Here is a 15394-nt window from a genome sequence, read left to right as displayed (position 1 = left end):
GTCAGGCTCCCGTGTCAGCGAGAAGTGCGTCAAGGATCGTAACGGCTGAGGCAAAACGGTAATGTTCGAGATGATCCGTCAGCGTGACGAGGACGCCCGCCAACAGACCGGCAGTCAGGCGCTGCCGGTGTTCGAGCAGCAGATCTTCGGCGGTGGGATCGTGGCTGAGGGCGCGGGCGCGCAGTTCGCTCAAGAGCGCCCGGAGACCGGCATCGACAACCGGCGCAATCGACAGCGGCACAGGCTGTGCGTTGTCATTCAGCACCAGCATCTCCGGCGCGGCGGACGCCGGCAGATCCCCCGCTGCGGCCAGATCGAACCAGGCATCGAAATAAAAGGTGCTGCCCTGACCCGGTTGACTGTCGATGCCGATCTGACCGCCCATCATTTCGACCAGTCGCGCGCAGATCGACAGTCCCAGTCCGGTCCCGCCGTAGCGGCGCGAGATCGAACTGTCGGCCTGGGTGAACCGCTGAAACAGGTGTCTGCTCTGTTCAGAACTCAGCCCGATGCCTGTATCACGCACGCGAAACTCCAGATGTGCTCGTCCCTCCTCCCTGCTGGACAGCCAGCGCAGGGCGATCTCAATCTCGCCCTGTGCGGTGAACTTGACGGCGTTGGTACCCAGATTCATGAGGATCTGTCCCAGACGCAACGGATCGCCGATCAGTGCGCGTGGCGCCTCGGGCGCGAGCGCAAGCCGCAGAACCAATCCTTTGGTTTCGGCTGCGTGCCCGATCACCGCGACGACATGGGCGACGACCGCCTGCAAATCGAAAGGGGTCGTCTCCAGGGGCAGACACCCGGCCTCGATCTTGGAAAAATCCAGAATATCGTTGAGCAGATCCAATAAAGACTGAGAGGCCGTCCGGGCATTCTCCAGATAACCGCGCTGCCGGTCGCTAAGATCCGTTTCCAGGCACAGATAGAGCATGCCCAGGATGGCATTCATCGGCGTGCGGATCTCGTGGCTCATATTGGCGAGAAAGTCGCTCTTGGCGCGATTGGCCTGTTCCGCTGCGTCTTTCGCCTGCGCCAGCGCCTCCAGCATCTTCTCGCGTTCCGTGATGTCGCGAAACGACCAGAGACGGGCCAGACAATTATCGAGTGACATGGGCCGAGTGTAACGCTCGACAATGGAGCCATCCTTGAAATGCAGCAGATCACGCTGTTCCCGATCAGTTGCGTAGACCTGCTCGACACCGCGGATAAAGACGTCTGGCTCAGACAGTTGATCGAGAACGTAGGCGAGCAGCTGCTTGTCCTGCCGGAGATGGATCAGTTTATCCGGAATGCGCCAGAGTGCCTGGAAGCGGCGATTGGTCGTCAGAATGCTGCCATCCGCGTTCACCACCAGAATGCCATCGTCGGTTGCATCCAGCGTGGTGCGCAACAGGGTTTCGCTGTGGGTCAGGATCTGCTCGGCATGCTGACGTCTCCTGATTTCCCGTGTCAGTCTCCGATTCCAATAGAGGATGATTGCCAGGATCAATGCGGTCAGCCCCAGCAGTTGCCACAGCAGGATGTAATCCACCTGCGCCAGCAATGGAGCCTGCATCCAGCGACTTTGAATACGGTCACGCTCGCTGGCGGGAATGGCGGCGATGGCCCGCTCCAGAATGCGGACCAGTTGCGGCCAATCGTGGCGGATCGCCATGCCGAACGCCATGTCGTAGGGCGTGGTGCCGGCCATGCGGATCTGCGTCAGCCCGCTGCGACCAATCGCCTGACTGGTGGTCACCAGGCTATCGACGAAGGCATCAACCTCGCGCGCGGCTACCGCGCGCAAGGCTGTCGGCGTGTCGGGAAAGGACCGCAGCACGACCCGGGGATGGTCCTGGCGCAGCCAGGTCTCGATGGCATGACCGGAGACCACCGCCACCCGCCTGCCGGCCAGCGCCTCCAGATGACTGAAGAAGGGGGCATCCACGCGGGCGAAGATCGTCACCGGAAAGCTGAGATAGGGCGTGGTCAGACGCAAACGCCGTGATCGTTCCGGGGCTTGGGCGATATTCGGCAGCAGATCGATCTCGCCGCGCTCCAACCATTGCAGCCCGTCTGACCAGTTGGGCAGTGTCACCGGCGCGAAGCGCACGCCGATCAGCGCCGCGATACGTTCCAGATAGTCCGGCCCGATCCCGTTCGGCTGCCCATCCCGACCAAGGGATTGAATGGGCGCCCAATCCGGACTCAGGCCATAGCGGATGACCGGATGCGCGGCGAGCCAGACGCGCTCATCGGGTGTCAAGACCATACCGGACGCCGACGGCTCAGAGGATTCGGGCGCCTGCCGCACCGCCGTCTCCTGTTCGCCCGGCGGAACCGCAATGGGCAATGAAACGGCGGACTCGAACACAAATCCCTGTAACTGTGACGCATCGCCGGGCTGACCGGATTCCAGCAGGGCACTGGCGGCCATTTGCAGACGCGCGACGGAAACGGCGCCGACCGGATGGGAGCCCGGCAACATCAGTTGTCGCGTTTTATCCGCCTCATAACGAAGCGCCTCGCGGCTCTTGGGCTGGGAATAGCGGTTTAAAATCAGTTCGACCATGTCATCCGGGTGCTTCAGGGCATAACGCCAGCCGGCATTGCTCGCTTCGACAAAGGCGCGGGTGCGTTCCGGATACGCGGCGGACTCGCTCTCCGAGGTAAAGAGATAATCGTCGCCCAGGCCCGGCAGATAGGCGCTCAACTCAATGATCTGAAAAGGAACGCCCTTCTGTTCCAGTTCAGACGGCTGATTGCTCAGAAAGGCCGTCATGGCATCCACTTCGCCACGGATGAAGGGTCCGGTATCGAAGCTGTGGGGCACGAGGGTCAGGTTGTCGCCAGCGACCAGCCCGACCTCGCGCAGGGCGATACGCAGCAGGGGCGATTGCAGATCGGAGTCGGCGGCCATCAGACACCGCCCCCTGAGGTCGTTCAGATTCCGTATGCCCGGCTGACCGAGCAGCACCAGCGGCGGCTTCTTGAAGTAATTGGCCAGGAGGACGACGGGCTGACCCGCGAGCCGCCAGCCGATGAGGCTGCCGTTGGCGAGACCATAGTTCGCGCGTCCGGACAAGACCTCTTCACGCACATCAAGATCCGATTCGTACTCGCGCAGCTCGACCGCCAGCCCCCGGTCCCGGTAAAACCCCTGTTCGATGGCGGCATAAAAACCGGCGAACTCGAACTGATGCTTCCAGGGCAGTTGCAGCGAAACGCGCTCAAGGTCAGGTGCCGCCGCTTCCCGCGTGGCCGGCCCGGCAAGCGTGTCGCCCGGACGGAACAGAAGCAGTCCGCACCAGAACAGACACGCCAGTCGCCATGCCGCCGGGCACTGCGTTCGGTTGTGGGCTGCTCGCAGTCTGTCCGGTTCGCGCACCATGATTTCAGCCGCGCGGGAGATGAAGCCGGAGACAGATTGAATCCGCTGCGTCCGAAAGTTGAACGCGGGCCGGCCCTGAAGTCGGGCAGCAGGCGCTCAATGCTCCATCCCTTCGTGTTTGGATCGTGATATCAGCACCACCGCCTGCAACCCAACCCGCCCATAGCGGGCCATGCGGGTGAATTCGTCGCGCTGGATCGGCATGTCGAGCGAATCCAGCCGGGTTTCGCCGTTGGCATAGTCGATATATGGATCGTGGACATAGACGAAATGCTCGTCGAAACCGGTGATCACGACCCAGTGCGGGAATTTTTCCTGATAGATGCGATAGGAGCTGATGAGCACCAGCGGCACGGCCCCGGTATCCCAGCACCGCTGGATACCATCGACGCTCAGGGTTTCGTAACGGATTGGGATGCCAAGCTGGCCGGCCTCGGCAAGCATGTCCTCATGGACCAGACGCATCACCTCTTTTTTCTCCGGGCTGCGCACCGAGGCGACCAGCAGCACGCCGGTATCGCTGACGAAGACCTCGACCGCAAAGCCACGCCGGTGCGCCGCCAGCGCCAGTCCGAGCGGGCCGCAGCCGCCATGACCGGAGGTCATGAAAATGGTGGTCGATTCACGCCAGATACGCAGTTCCAGAGTACGCGAGAGTTCCAGCTCGGGACGCAGCGACTGCATCGCCATCATCAGCGAAGAGGGACCGCAGGTGAAATCCAGGGTCTGTTCGTAGAAGGGCACCCGCTTCAGCTCGGGCTTGAGACCGGGCGAGAGTGTTTTTTCGTAGCGCAGCGCCTCCATGTGGTCTTCGTAGTAATCGGAGAGCACACCGAAGCGCCGGTAGCCGGCCTGCTCGAAGAGGGTCTGCGAGGCCAGGTTGTCGCGCCGGATCTCCAGACGCAGATAGGCCCGCTCCTGCTCCCAGGCGGCGTCCTCCGCCGCTTTCACCAGGGTCTGTCCCAGCCCCTGACCACGCGCCTGAGCGGTCACGGCAATCGAATAGAGCCGGGCAACCGAGGTGGCGCGGCTGAAGAGCACCAGCACATAGCCGAGCAGGTCGCCGTCGCGTTCAGCCACCAGGGTGCTGGCGCGTCCACGGGTCAGCAGATAACGGAACTGACGCCGGCTGATGCGGTCGCTGTCGAAGCAGACGTTCTCCAGCCGCAGCAGGGCGCCGAGATCGCTCAGGATGGCGGGTCGGATACGGGGGGATTCGTTGACCACGGGGTTGAGGCTGGCGAGGATGGATCCGGCGGGATAAGCTGCATCAATCTAAACCGCGCCCAGTGCGATATGCAATGTTTTTGGACGAGACGGATATGAGCGCTGAATCACTGAAAGACGCCATCCGGCGCGAGCTGCCTGACATTCTGCGCAGCGACCCGGAATTCAGAGCCTATATCCTGGATCTGGCGCGCGGTCAGTTTGCGGACAAAGCCGAGACCCAGGATCGGTTCTACGAACTCCTGGGCGAGCTGCGCCGCGAACGCGAGAAACGTACTCAGGAATGGCAGGAATACAAGGAAGAACAGCGGTTGCTGCGCGAAGAGCAGAACCGCAAATGGGCGGAGGAAAAGGAGGAACAGGCGCGTAAGTGGGAGGAAAATAACAGTAAATGGGAGGAAAACAACCTCCGCTGGAAAGAATACAAGGAAGAGCAGGCACGTAACTGGGAGGAAAACAACCGTCGCTGGCTTGAGGCAAAGCAGGAGCAGCAGGAGTATCGAGCCGAGACACGCGAGGAATTCAGGCGGGTCCATGAGGAAATCATGGCGCAGGCCAAAAAGTTTGATCGCTCCATCGGCGCCCTGGGCGCACGCTGGGGGATGCGCTCGGAAAAGGCGTTCCGCGATGCGCTGGCGGGGATTCTGGAGGAAAGCTTCGGCGTCCAGGTCATCAACGTCAACGAATTCGACGATGAGGGCGAGGTCTTCGGGCGGCCCGATCAGATCGAGCTGGATGTCATCATCAAGAACGGCCTGCTGTTGATCTGCGAACTCAAATCCTCAATCGACAAGGCCGGAATGTACAGCTTCGAGCGCAAGGCCCGTTTCTATGAGCGGCGGCATGGACGGCAGGCCAACCGGCTGATCGTGATCTCGCCAATGATCGATGCCCGCGCCGAGAAGGTCGCCAGACAGTTGGGGATCGAGACCTTTGGCGATTCGACCGATGTGAAGAGTCTGTGAGGACAGCCGCGACCATGATCAGTCAGACCCCATCGCTCAGACAGATGCTCGCCGACCTGATCGGCACCCTGTCGGTCAGCAGCGTCACACCCGCCTTCGATCACAGTAACCGTCCGCTCATTGATCTGCTCGCCGGCTGGCTGGAAAGCGCCGGCTTCCGGGTCGAGATCCTGCCGGTTCCCGGTCATGCAGGGAAGTTCAACCTGCTGGGGACGCTCGGCAGCGGCCCCGGCGGTCTGGTGCTGTCGGGCCATACTGATACCGTCCCCTTTGACGCGCCACTCTGGAACCATGATCCGCTACGGCTGACCGAGGCCGACGGGCGCTATTACGGGCTCGGCATCGCGGACATGAAGTCATTCTTTGCGCTCGCGCTGGAAGCGGCGCGAGCCTTCGAGGCGCGTGACTTCGACCGCCCGCTCATGATTCTCGCCACCGCCGACGAGGAATCGGCGATGTATGGCGCCCGCGCACTGGTCGCCGCCGGGCGTCCGCTCGGGCGCCATGCGGTGATCGGCGAACCCACCGGATTGCGCCCGGTGCGGCTGCATAAGGGCGTGATGGGTGAGTCAGTGAGATTGATCGGACGCAGCGGTCATGCCAGCGACCCCAGCCTGGGCAACAATGCGCTGGAAGGCATGCACGAGGTCATGACCGCACTCCTGGCCTGGCGCGACGACTTGCAGCGCACGCACCGCCACCCCGCCTTCAGGATCCCCTATCCGACCCTCAATCTGGGCCACATCCACGGCGGCGACAACCCCAACCGCATCTGCGGCGACTGCGAGCTGCATCTGGATCTGCGCGTCCTGCCCGGACTCGATCCCGCCGATCTGCGCGCCGAGCTGTCGCAGCGGGTCGCCGAGGTCGGCGCACGGCGCGGTCTGCAATGGTCGGTCAGCCCGCTCTTCGAGTCGATTCCGCCAGCAGAAACCCCCGCCGATGCCGAGATCGTGCGCGCCTGCGAGACCCTGACCGGGCATCAGGCCGAGGCGGTCAACTTCGGCACCGAGGCGCCCTTTCTGAATCAGCTCGGCATGGACACGGTCATCCTGGGTCCGGGCGACATCGCCCAGGCCCATCAGCCGGACGAGTTCCTCGCCCTTGATCGCATCCCGCCAACGCTGGATCTGCTGCGGGCGCTGATCCGGCAGTTCTGTCTGCCTTCTTAAACCGCGCCGACTCCGACAATCCTTGAGTCTGCCGGGGCCGATCCGATCCAAAAACATCGCATACCGCGCTGGGCGCGGTTTAAACGGAGCCAGTCCATGCCGCTTCCCACATTCCTCGACGGTCGGCGCGGCGAATATCTCGTCGTGCTGCAATTCGTCTTTTTCTTCGCCTTCATCTTCACGCCAGCCTGGAACCCGCTGGCGACGGATGATCTGCTCGCCACACTGGCGCTGCCACGCTGGATCGCGCTCGCCGGACTCGGCGTCATCGCGCTCCTGTTCGGGGTGCTGGGCTCCTTCCATATCCGCGACTATCTCACCCCCCTGCCCTACCCGGTCGATCACAGCCAACTGGTCCGGCACGGCGTCTATGCCTGGGTGCGCCATCCGCTCTACAGTAGCCAGCTCCTTGCCGCACTCGGCTGGACGCTCTTCACCCTGAGCCTGAGCCATCTGCTCATCCTCGTACTCGGTTTCTTCTTTTTCGACTACAAGGCACGCCGGGAGGAAATCTGGCTGACCGAGCGTCACCCGGAATACGCCGACTATCAGCGGCAGGTACGCAAGTTCTTCCCCTGGATCTATTGAACTAAACCGCGTCCAGAGCGATAGGCGTCATTTTCAGTTTGTATTCGGCTTTGGAGAGGCCACCGACCTCAGTGGGGACGCGGTTTAAATTTTATATTTTTTAATACTTTAAACCGCGCCCGCGCGAACGGGCGTCGATTCTGCCAAGGCCGGCTCAATCCTCAAATATCACATAAACGCTGCCGCCCGCGCTGGATGGCTGCGCGCACCTGAGCCGGCGCGGTGCCGCCGATGTGATCCCGCGCGGCGACCGACCCTTCCAGCGTCAGCACGGCAAAGACATCCGCATCGATGGCCGGCGAGAACTGGCGCAGTTCATCCAGCGTCAGCTCGGACAGATCGCGCCCTTCACGCACGCCGAGCGCGACCGCCTTGCCGACGATCTCATGGGCGTCGCGGAACGGGATGCCCCGGCGCACCAGATAATCGGCCAGATCGGTGGCAGTGCTGAAACCCTGTCTGGCCGACGCGCGCATGCGTTCGTGGCGACAGGTGACATGACCCATCATGTCGGCATAGACCTTGAGCGAGCCCTTGAGGTTATCGACGGTGTCAAAGAGCGGCTCCTTGTCTTCCTGATTGTCCTTGTTGTAGGCCAGTGGCTGCGATTTCATCAGGGTCAGAAGACCCATCAGATGACCGAAGATGCGCCCGCTCTTGCCGCGCACCAGCTCGGGCACGTCCGGGTTTTTCTTCTGCGGCATGATGGATGAGCCGGTGCAGAAGCTGTCGGAGAGATCGATGAAGCCGAACTGCGCGGATGACCAGAGGATGAGTTCCTCCGAGAAGCGCGACAGATGCATCATGAGGATGGCGGCGGCCGCCGTGAATTCGATGGCGAAGTCGCGATCCGAGACGGCATCCAGCGAGTTCTCGGCCGGGCGGTCGAAGCCGAGCAGTTCGGCGGTGTAATGGCGGTCGATGGGATAGGTCGTCCCGGCCAGCGCGGCAGCGCCGAGCGGCAGAACATTCATCCGGCGACGACAGTCGGCCAGCCGGTCGCGGTCGCGCTCCAGCATCTCGAACCAGGCCAGCATGTGATGGCCGAAGGTGATGGGCTGGGCGACCTGCAAGTGCGTAAAGCCGGGCAGGATGGTGTCGGCCTCGCGCTCGGCCAGATCGAGGAGCGCCCGTTGCAGCCGCAGGATTTCGGCACGAATGGCATCGATCTCGTCGCGCAGCCAGAGTCGCACGTCGGTCGCCACCTGATCGTTGCGCGAGCGTCCGGTGTGGAGCTTTTTGCCGGCGTCGCCGATGTCCGCCGTGAGTGCGGTCTCGATGTTCATGTGGACATCTTCGAGCGGGATCGACCAGTTGAACTCACCGGCGTCGATGCGCGCACGCACCGTCTCAAGACCCGCGACGATGGCGTCGCGTTCGGCATCGGTCAGGATGCCCTGACGGGCGAGCATGGTGGCATGGGCGATGGAGCCCTGGATGTCGTAGCGATAGAGCCGCCGGTCGAAATCGACCGAGGCCGTGAAGGCCTCGACAAAGGCGTCGGTCGGGGCGTTGAAGCGTCCGGCCCAGGGTTTGGCGGATGGATTGGTGTCTGACATCGGCGGTGTCCGGCAAGAGGCAAAGGGTGCGATTCTACACGCTGACCGGCGCCGGGTGCGGGATGCGCGCGACCCGCGAAACGCCCTGCCCTGTCACGTCTTGCGCTATTCTTGGGATGAGTTCAAATCCTGGATGGACAACACTGATGACAACCGACGAGCAACCGACTCTGCGTACCGAGCATCAGCTTGCGAATGGCTCAAACCAGCCCGCATCAGACGACTGGCAAATGCCGATGCACGGCATGAACAACCGCCCGCCCCAATCGATTCGCACCCGAACGCGCCGCCAGATCCCGACCGACCCCTATCCGGGCCGCCGTCGGCAGGTCAGCGCGACCTATCGCGGCGAGATTCGCGCCGTGCCACTCCGCGATGTCATCTATCTGCTGGCGGATCAGAAATATGTGACCGTCCGCCATCCTGGCGGCGAGTTGCTGGCGGACGAATCGCTGCGCTTCTTCGAGCGGACCTTTGCCGATCTCTTCCTGCGCATTCATCGCAACGCCCTGGTGGCGCGCGACCGTCTGCTGGGTCTGGAAACGACCGAAGGAGGTGTGGTGCTGGCGCAACTGCGCGACTGTGACACACGGCTGCCGATCAGCCGCCGGCACCTGGCGCGGATCCGCCGCTGGCTGGACGATGGCGACCTCTGAAGCCGCCATGCCCCGGCCACCTCAGGCCACCTGCAGATCCTCGCCTTCCAGCCTGCGGATCAGCGGATACAGATGCTCGGTTTCACGCTGGATCCGATCCATGACCAGACCGAACATCTGTTCGGTCTCCTGAACGAAAGCGTCATGATTGCCGATGGTCAGGGCATGACGCTGCGGCGAGCACCATTCTTTGACATAGGCCGCAAAAATGCGCTTGATCTCGGTCGAACCGGAGAGAAACCGGTCAGCCGTGTTCCTGACCAACTGATCCGGATGCGAAATCAGCCTGCCGCAGAGCTCCCGATCAACCAGTTCCATGTGCTCCCTGATCAGATGCGTCAGGTCGAAAAAAACATTGCAGGCGACATCGGTATCGCACATGGGTCGCTCGCGAACCAGATAGAGAAAGACGTTCGACAGCTCGGTGATCTTGTGATTCTGTGCGTGTAATTGCGCGAAAGCGACCATGGCAAGAAGTCCTCCAGCCGAGAGCAAGCCAAATTGATTTTTTGGATTTCTGGATTACCGATGCGGTTCCGCCAGTCAATCCGGAATCCACGCAGAATTCTGATCTAATACAGGCCGTTTCAACTGTCACGGCTTTCGTTAAGCTTGGCGGTCTTTGCAGTCTACGCGAAACCCGAGGTGAAAGTTAAGCGGCTTGCCGTCACGATTTTGCGGCATCGTCCGCGCCGGCCTGAATGGAGCGAATCAGACGCAGCGTGTGCAACGCGGCATCGAAGTCGAAGCCAGTCGTCTGACTGTGCAGTAAAGCGAATCGCTCGCCCATGGCACGGCTCAGAATGGGCGCGGTCTCTCGCATGAGTTTAACCGCCTGCGTATTGGCCTCGGCGAGCAATTGCTCAAGTCGATCCAGGATGTCGTCTGGCGCGGGCGGATCCTCGCCGAATGAAGCCGCCGTCCGGGACCGACTGAGACGGTCGTCCAACGCCTCCGCCAACTGGCGCTGCGCCTCCCCGACCAAAGAGGCCAGATGCTCGATCTCGGTCGCTGGCTGTTCTGCCAGAATGGCGGCCGCCAACGCGGCTGCCGTGTGCCGGATCCGGGTCGCACCCAGGGTGGCTGCCACGCCCTTGAGCGAATGGGCCAAACGGTGCGCCTCCTGGCGATCATCGGCGGCGAGACGGGCGCGCAGATCGGGGATATCGGCGCGATGATCGTCGATGAACCGCTTGAGCAGACGCCCATAGCAATCCACCTTGCCGCCCACGCACTTGAGTCCGAAGGCAATATCCAATCCGGGCACGTCGTTCAGCGGGTCATGCGTCGCCGTGATCAGCCCGGTCACGACCGGCATGCGCGCCACAGATTCCGGGACAGCGGGGCCGGTATGCGAAAGCCAGTGCAGCAGGACGTCATACAATGCCTTGGGATCAACCGGCTTGGCGATATGATCGTTCATGCCGGCATTGAGGCAGCGCCGGCGGTCTTCGTCGAAAACATTGGCAGTCATGGCGAGGATGGGGAGATCGCCCTGGCCCGGAATCTGTCGGAGCAAACGGGTCGCCTCCAAGCCGTCCAGTTCGGGCATCTGGATGTCCATCAACACCAGTCGATAGGCACCGCGTCCGGCCAGCTCGACCGCCCGCCTTCCATTCTCGGCCAGATCCGCCGCCAGACCGACCTGAGCGAGCAATTCCAGAATCACTTCCTGATTGATCGGGTTGTCCTCGGCGACGAGCACGCGGCAACCCCGATAATCGCGCGCCAGCATCGCCTGGGAATCGGATCCGGACGGCTCATCCCGGTGCAGCAACAGCGGGTTTGAATGCTTGCCCAGCTGCACCGTGAACCAGAAACGGCTGCCCGCATCGGGCGTGCTTTCGACGCCCGCCTCGCCGCCCATTAATTCGGCGATATGACGGGTGATGGTCAGACCCAGGCCGGTTCCGCCATAACGACGGGTGGTCGAGTTGTCGGCCTGTTCAAAGACATTGAAGAGCCGGGCCTGATGCTCGTCCGCAATGCCGATGCCGGTATCCATGACCTCAAAGCGAACCAACAGGGTCTCGGCGGTTTCCTCGACCAGACCGGCGCTCAAGCGAATCCTGCCTTGATCGGTGAATTTGACCGCGTTGCTCAGATAATTGAGCAGCGCCTGGCGTAAACGGGTGACGTCGCCATGCAGGACCGGGGGAAGCTGGCCGGCATCGATTTCGAAAATGAGCCCCTTGGACTGCACATGCTCAGCGATCAGGGCGCGAACCTGCTCGAACAATGTCTGCGGCGCAAAAGCGACGGCATCCAGCGTCAGTCTGCCGGCCTCGATCTTGGAGATGTCCAGAATATCGTTGATCACCGCCAGCAGATGATCGGCGGCGGTGTGAATCTTTTGCAGCCGGTCGCGCTGCGCGGGGTCGTCAATCTCGCGATTCAGCAGATAAGTAAAGCCCAGAATTGCATTCATGGGGGTGCGGATCTCGTGGCTCATGTTGGCGAGAAAGGCGCTCTTGACCCGATTCGCGCGTTCCGCTTCCTCTTTCGCCAGCGCCAGTTCGGCAGTGCGACGCTCCACCAGCTGATCGAGATGATGCCGGTGCTGTTCCAGCTCGCGTTCCGTCCGTTTGCGCTCGGTGATGTCCGCAAAGATGACAGCGAAACAGCCCGGCAGGGGACGATAGGCATAGATGCTGAAATGGCGGTCGATGGTGGCGACATATTGCTCGAAGCGCGCCGGCTCGCCAGTCAAGGCGACCGCACCATAACGCGCGATCCAGATGTCATCGATCAGCGGCGTGGCCTCGCGCGCGGTATATCCGATCAGATCCTCGCGCCGCTGCCGGGTGAGCTGCTCGAAGGCTGGATTGATATCCAGAAAGCGATAGTCGATCGGACGCCCCTCGATGTCGCAGATGATTTCATGCAGCGCAAAGCCTTCCTGCATGGCGGTGAAGAGGCTGCGGAAACGTGCCTCGCTCTGACCGAGCTGTTCGCTCGCCTGGGCGCGCTGGATCGCCAGCGCGCACAATCCAGACATTTGCAAGGCGAGATTCTGGTATTGCTGGCGATACAGATCCAGCGCGAAGCCGTCGAGCCGGAACACACCGAGCGTCTCGCGCTGGTGCTGGAGACGCAGCAGAAAACCGGTGCGCGAAGCCGTCTCCAGGGTCGCGGCATGGCCCTGGCCGAAAGCGACCGTCTCAGCCAGCGCCTCAGCAGTCGGCAGCGGCTGCCCAATGGGACCGCTCAACCCGCCTTCCCGACAGGGCAGATACAGGAGACTGGCCGGGGCGAAGAGCGCGGTGAAGATGTCGAGCATCTGTGCGATGACCTCACGCTCGCCGCGCGCACTGGAAAGCTGGCCCAGAAGATCCATGGCCATGGCGGTCTCGGCGACCTGCCTCTGAGCGGCGGCGACCCGGGCCGCTGCCACTCGGTGTTCGGTGCGACGCTGTGCCCGTAGCGCAATCCGCTCCAGATTCAGCCGCAGATAACCCAGCCCGACGAAACGGCGCGCACTGGGGCGGTCGAGATGGCGCGCCAGCGCGGTCAGGCGCGCCGGGGTGGCCGGGTCGCGCCCGGTATCCAGCAGCAGGATGCGCTGGACACTCTCGCCGAACAGCTCGCGGGCCAGCCCGGGATCGCTCAGTCCGAGCTGTTTCAGATGTCCGCGCCAGCCAGCGAGCCAGCCTGGCGTGCAGAGATAGGCGCCCCGACGGAGCTGCTCATCGACCCAATCGCGATCAGCCAGCAAATGGAAGCATTGCGGGAGCCAATGGATATCGAGCGACCGCCCGCATGCCTGCTGGCGCGCCGTCTCGTCATCGAATTGCCGGCACAGTGGCGCCAGACAGCAACCGCCGATCCAGACCTGGGGTTGGTCGGCAGGAATGGCGGCGATGGCGCGGCTGATTTCGCTCGCGGCAATCGGCGGTGCCCCGCAACGCGCCGGAAAAGGATGCAGCCGCAGATGCGCCAGTTCCACCTCGCCATCCAGCGCGGCGCGGGCCTCATCCAGAAAGCGCAGACAAACGAAGAGATGGACCGGCGTTTCGGGCTCGGTGCCGGACGGCCATACAGGATTGGCGGACGGACTGGACAAGGATTCGGTTCGTCAGGCAAACGCCATCATGCAGTTTGACACCAGTCCAGCGGGTAGCGTCCCCAGCGTTCAACCGCGTCCGCAATGGCGAGCAGTACGGTATCCGGCACCTGCCACGGGATCTCACCATGATTGTCGGACAGCACGAAGCCGCCGCCCGAACCGGCGGCGGCAATGGCTGCCTTGACCGCCGCCTCGGCCTGCGCCGGGGTCCAGCGGCGCATGGCGATGCCGTTGAGATTGCCGAGCAGCGAGATTTTGCCGCGACAGGCCGCTTTCAGCGTGCCCAGATCCTCGTGACTGCTGACGCCGACCGCTGCCGCGCCGGTCGCTGCGAGGTCATCGACGATGGGCAGCACGCGACCCGATGCAAAATGCATCGCCGCCGGCGCCTGAAGCCGTGCCAGGGTGCGGCGGGCGACCTGAAATCCCGTCTCCAGAAACAGCGCGCGCGGCACCATGCTGCTGGATGAGATGGGATCGAAATAGCAGATGGCGTTGGCTCCGGCGGCAACCTGCGCGTTGGCCCAGGCGACGCAGAACGCTTCGTTGAGCTGCATCAGCCGTGCAAAAAGCTCGCGATGCTCGTGCATCAGGATCAGATAACGCTCGAATCCCAACTGCATCACCGGTAGCGAGAAGGGTGACATGACCACGCCGACGATGGGCACCTCGCCACGCGACTCCTGCGCCAGCAGGCGCGTGGTTTCCAGCACGCGCAGCAGCCCCGGCGAATCTTCGATGCGCGGCGGCGTCAGACGCGCGATGTCTGCGATCTCATGGATCACCGGGGCCGCCGCATTCGGTGGGCCATCCTTGCGGAAAATGGTCCCGCCGCCCCAGGCCTCGGTTTCGATGGAGGCGTAATAGAAGGTATAGAAACAGTCGCTGCGGTATTTGGCGCGCAGCCGTAACTGGCCCTCGGCCACCTGTTCGGGGCGAGCGAAATAGTCCTCGATGGACAGGCCCAGTTCGCGCGCGCCCTGCATCACGGCCAGGAGAAAGAGCGGCACCCGATCCGGCTCCTGATGACCGAGCGCGGTCAGCACCCGCTGCATGGACGTCAGGCCAGCTTGCAGTCCCTGTGTCCCGCTCATGGTGCCTCTCCCGTCAACCGATTGACAATCGTCAGCGCCTCGCCGGCATGGAGTCCTACCGCGTCGGCACCGACTTCCTGCCAGAGCTGATCGTCGAAGCGATAGGGCGCGCCGCCGACCACCACCCGCGTTTGCGGCGAGACCCGGCGCAGACCGTCAATCAGCATCCGCGTGCGCAGCGCCGATGGCAGCATCAGGGTCGAGACCAGCAGAATCTCGATGCGATCCGCGCAGACCCGGTCCAGCAGTTCCTCGACATCCTGGCGTCCATAATCAAGCACTTCGTACCCGCCGGCCCGCAACACAGTGCGCACGATCTGCCTGCCAAGCAGGTGATAATCCTCCAGCACAGCGATCGCCAGCCGGGGCGCAGCAACCTGCGGCGTCAGGATCCGACTGGCATCCGAGGCGGAGCCGACCAGCAACCCATCGATCAGCTCCTCGCAGATACGGCCGCTCATATAGACCTGCGAGAGCGCGCAGTCGCCCTGCTCCCAGAGCTGACCGATCGCCTCCAGCGCCGGTCGCACCATGGTCTCGATCACCTGCAACGGCGGCAGCTCGGTCGCCGCGACAGCCACTAACTCGCTGGCGCGCATCCGATCCAGCGCCAGGAAGGACTGTTGGAGGGCTTCGGACGGCAATGGCATGGCGATGCAGTCTCTCTAATGCTTGAGGGATAGTCAGTGTGCCG

The 15394-nt window shown here is 62.8% G+C and carries 11 protein-coding genes; 4 read left to right on the top strand and 7 right to left on the bottom strand.

From position 1 onward, the window contains the following. Position 1: 1 nt before the first annotated feature. Together EDC35_RS04150 and EDC35_RS04145 are read right to left on the bottom strand one after the other, a co-directional pair. Positions 2–3373 (bottom strand): ABC transporter substrate-binding protein, encoded by a 3372-nt coding sequence (locus EDC35_RS04150; RefSeq protein ID WP_132975981.1) that lies wholly within the window; start codon positions 3371–3373, stop codon positions 2–4. Between the two features lie 96 nt (positions 3374–3469). Beyond that, positions 3470–4600 (bottom strand): peptidase C39 family protein, encoded by a 1131-nt coding sequence (locus tag EDC35_RS04145; protein ID WP_243651417.1) that lies wholly within the window; start codon positions 4598–4600, stop codon positions 3470–3472. A gap of 95 nt (positions 4601–4695) precedes the next feature. Between EDC35_RS04145 and EDC35_RS04140 the strand changes: the two genes are divergently transcribed. The 3 genes from EDC35_RS04140 (at position 4696) to EDC35_RS04130 (ending at position 7325) form a co-directional block, all read left to right on the top strand. After that, entirely contained in the window at positions 4696–5565 is an 870-nt protein-coding gene (locus EDC35_RS04140; RefSeq protein WP_132975980.1) for a PD-(D/E)XK nuclease family protein, read from the top strand. Positions 5566–5579: 14 nt separating this feature from the next. Beyond that, entirely contained in the window at positions 5580–6737 is a 1158-nt protein-coding gene (gene argE, locus EDC35_RS04135; protein WP_132975979.1) for an acetylornithine deacetylase, read from the top strand. Between the two features lie 96 nt (positions 6738–6833). Then, positions 6834–7325 (top strand): methyltransferase family protein, encoded by a 492-nt coding sequence (locus EDC35_RS04130; protein WP_132975978.1) that lies wholly within the window; start codon positions 6834–6836, stop codon positions 7323–7325. 161 nt (positions 7326–7486) lie between these two features. On the opposite strand, the gene argH is transcribed toward EDC35_RS04130, so the two are convergent. Beyond that, positions 7487–8884, bottom strand: coding sequence for an argininosuccinate lyase (gene argH / locus EDC35_RS04125; RefSeq protein ID WP_132975977.1), 1398 nt, complete (start codon positions 8882–8884; stop codon positions 7487–7489). A 146-nt stretch (positions 8885–9030) separates the two neighbouring features. Between argH and EDC35_RS04120 the strand changes: the two genes are divergently transcribed. Continuing rightward, positions 9031–9540 carry a LytR/AlgR family response regulator transcription factor gene (locus EDC35_RS04120; RefSeq protein ID WP_243651415.1) on the top strand — a complete coding sequence of 170 codons (510 nt, stop codon included), beginning with the start codon at positions 9031–9033 and terminating at the stop codon, positions 9538–9540. Between the two features lie 21 nt (positions 9541–9561). Here EDC35_RS04120 and EDC35_RS04115 read toward each other — a convergent pair whose 3' ends face one another. From EDC35_RS04115 to EDC35_RS04100, 4 genes are all read right to left on the bottom strand, one after another. Beyond that, positions 9562–10008, bottom strand: a complete 447-nt coding sequence (locus EDC35_RS04115) for a hypothetical protein (RefSeq protein WP_132975975.1) — start codon at positions 10006–10008, stop codon at positions 9562–9564. Between the two features lie 199 nt (positions 10009–10207). Then, on the bottom strand, positions 10208–13603 hold the full coding sequence (locus tag EDC35_RS04110) for an ATP-binding protein (RefSeq protein WP_132975974.1): 3396 nt from the start codon (positions 13601–13603) through the stop codon (positions 10208–10210). Between the two features lie 26 nt (positions 13604–13629). Further along, on the bottom strand, positions 13630–14700 hold the full coding sequence (locus tag EDC35_RS04105; RefSeq protein ID WP_132975973.1) for a uroporphyrinogen decarboxylase family protein: 1071 nt from the start codon (positions 14698–14700) through the stop codon (positions 13630–13632). Beyond that, complete coding sequence (locus EDC35_RS04100; RefSeq protein ID WP_132975972.1) at positions 14697–15350, bottom strand: cobalamin B12-binding domain-containing protein; 654 nt, start codon at positions 15348–15350, stop codon at positions 14697–14699. Before EDC35_RS04100 ends, EDC35_RS04105 begins: the two co-directional genes overlap by 4 nt. Positions 15351–15394: the final 44 nt, after the last annotated feature.

This window comes from Thiobaca trueperi (assembly GCF_004342175.1).
Classification (GTDB): domain Bacteria; phylum Pseudomonadota; class Gammaproteobacteria; order Chromatiales; family Chromatiaceae; genus Thiobaca; species Thiobaca trueperi.
This window is presented reverse-complemented; position numbering and strand designations above follow the sequence as displayed.

What these genes read in the sequence shown, in the direction of transcription:
- EDC35_RS04150 (WP_132975981.1), bottom strand. Translation starts at nt 3,373, where the DNA reads ATGGTGCGCGAACCGGACAGACTGCGAGCAGCCCACAACCGAACGCAG.
- EDC35_RS04140 (WP_132975980.1), top strand. Translation starts at nt 4,696, where the DNA reads ATGAGCGCTGAATCACTGAAAGACGCCATCCGGCGCGAGCTGCCTGAC.
- argE (WP_132975979.1), top strand. Translation starts at nt 5,580, where the DNA reads ATGATCAGTCAGACCCCATCGCTCAGACAGATGCTCGCCGACCTGATC.
- EDC35_RS04130 (WP_132975978.1), top strand. Translation starts at nt 6,834, where the DNA reads ATGCCGCTTCCCACATTCCTCGACGGTCGGCGCGGCGAATATCTCGTC.
- argH (WP_132975977.1), bottom strand. Translation starts at nt 8,884, where the DNA reads ATGTCAGACACCAATCCATCCGCCAAACCCTGGGCCGGACGCTTCAAC.
- EDC35_RS04120 (WP_243651415.1), top strand. Translation starts at nt 9,031, where the DNA reads ATGACAACCGACGAGCAACCGACTCTGCGTACCGAGCATCAGCTTGCG.
- EDC35_RS04115 (WP_132975975.1), bottom strand. Translation starts at nt 10,008, where the DNA reads ATGGTCGCTTTCGCGCAATTACACGCACAGAATCACAAGATCACCGAG.
- EDC35_RS04105 (WP_132975973.1), bottom strand. Translation starts at nt 14,700, where the DNA reads ATGAGCGGGACACAGGGACTGCAAGCTGGCCTGACGTCCATGCAGCGG.
- EDC35_RS04100 (WP_132975972.1), bottom strand. Translation starts at nt 15,350, where the DNA reads ATGCCATTGCCGTCCGAAGCCCTCCAACAGTCCTTCCTGGCGCTGGAT.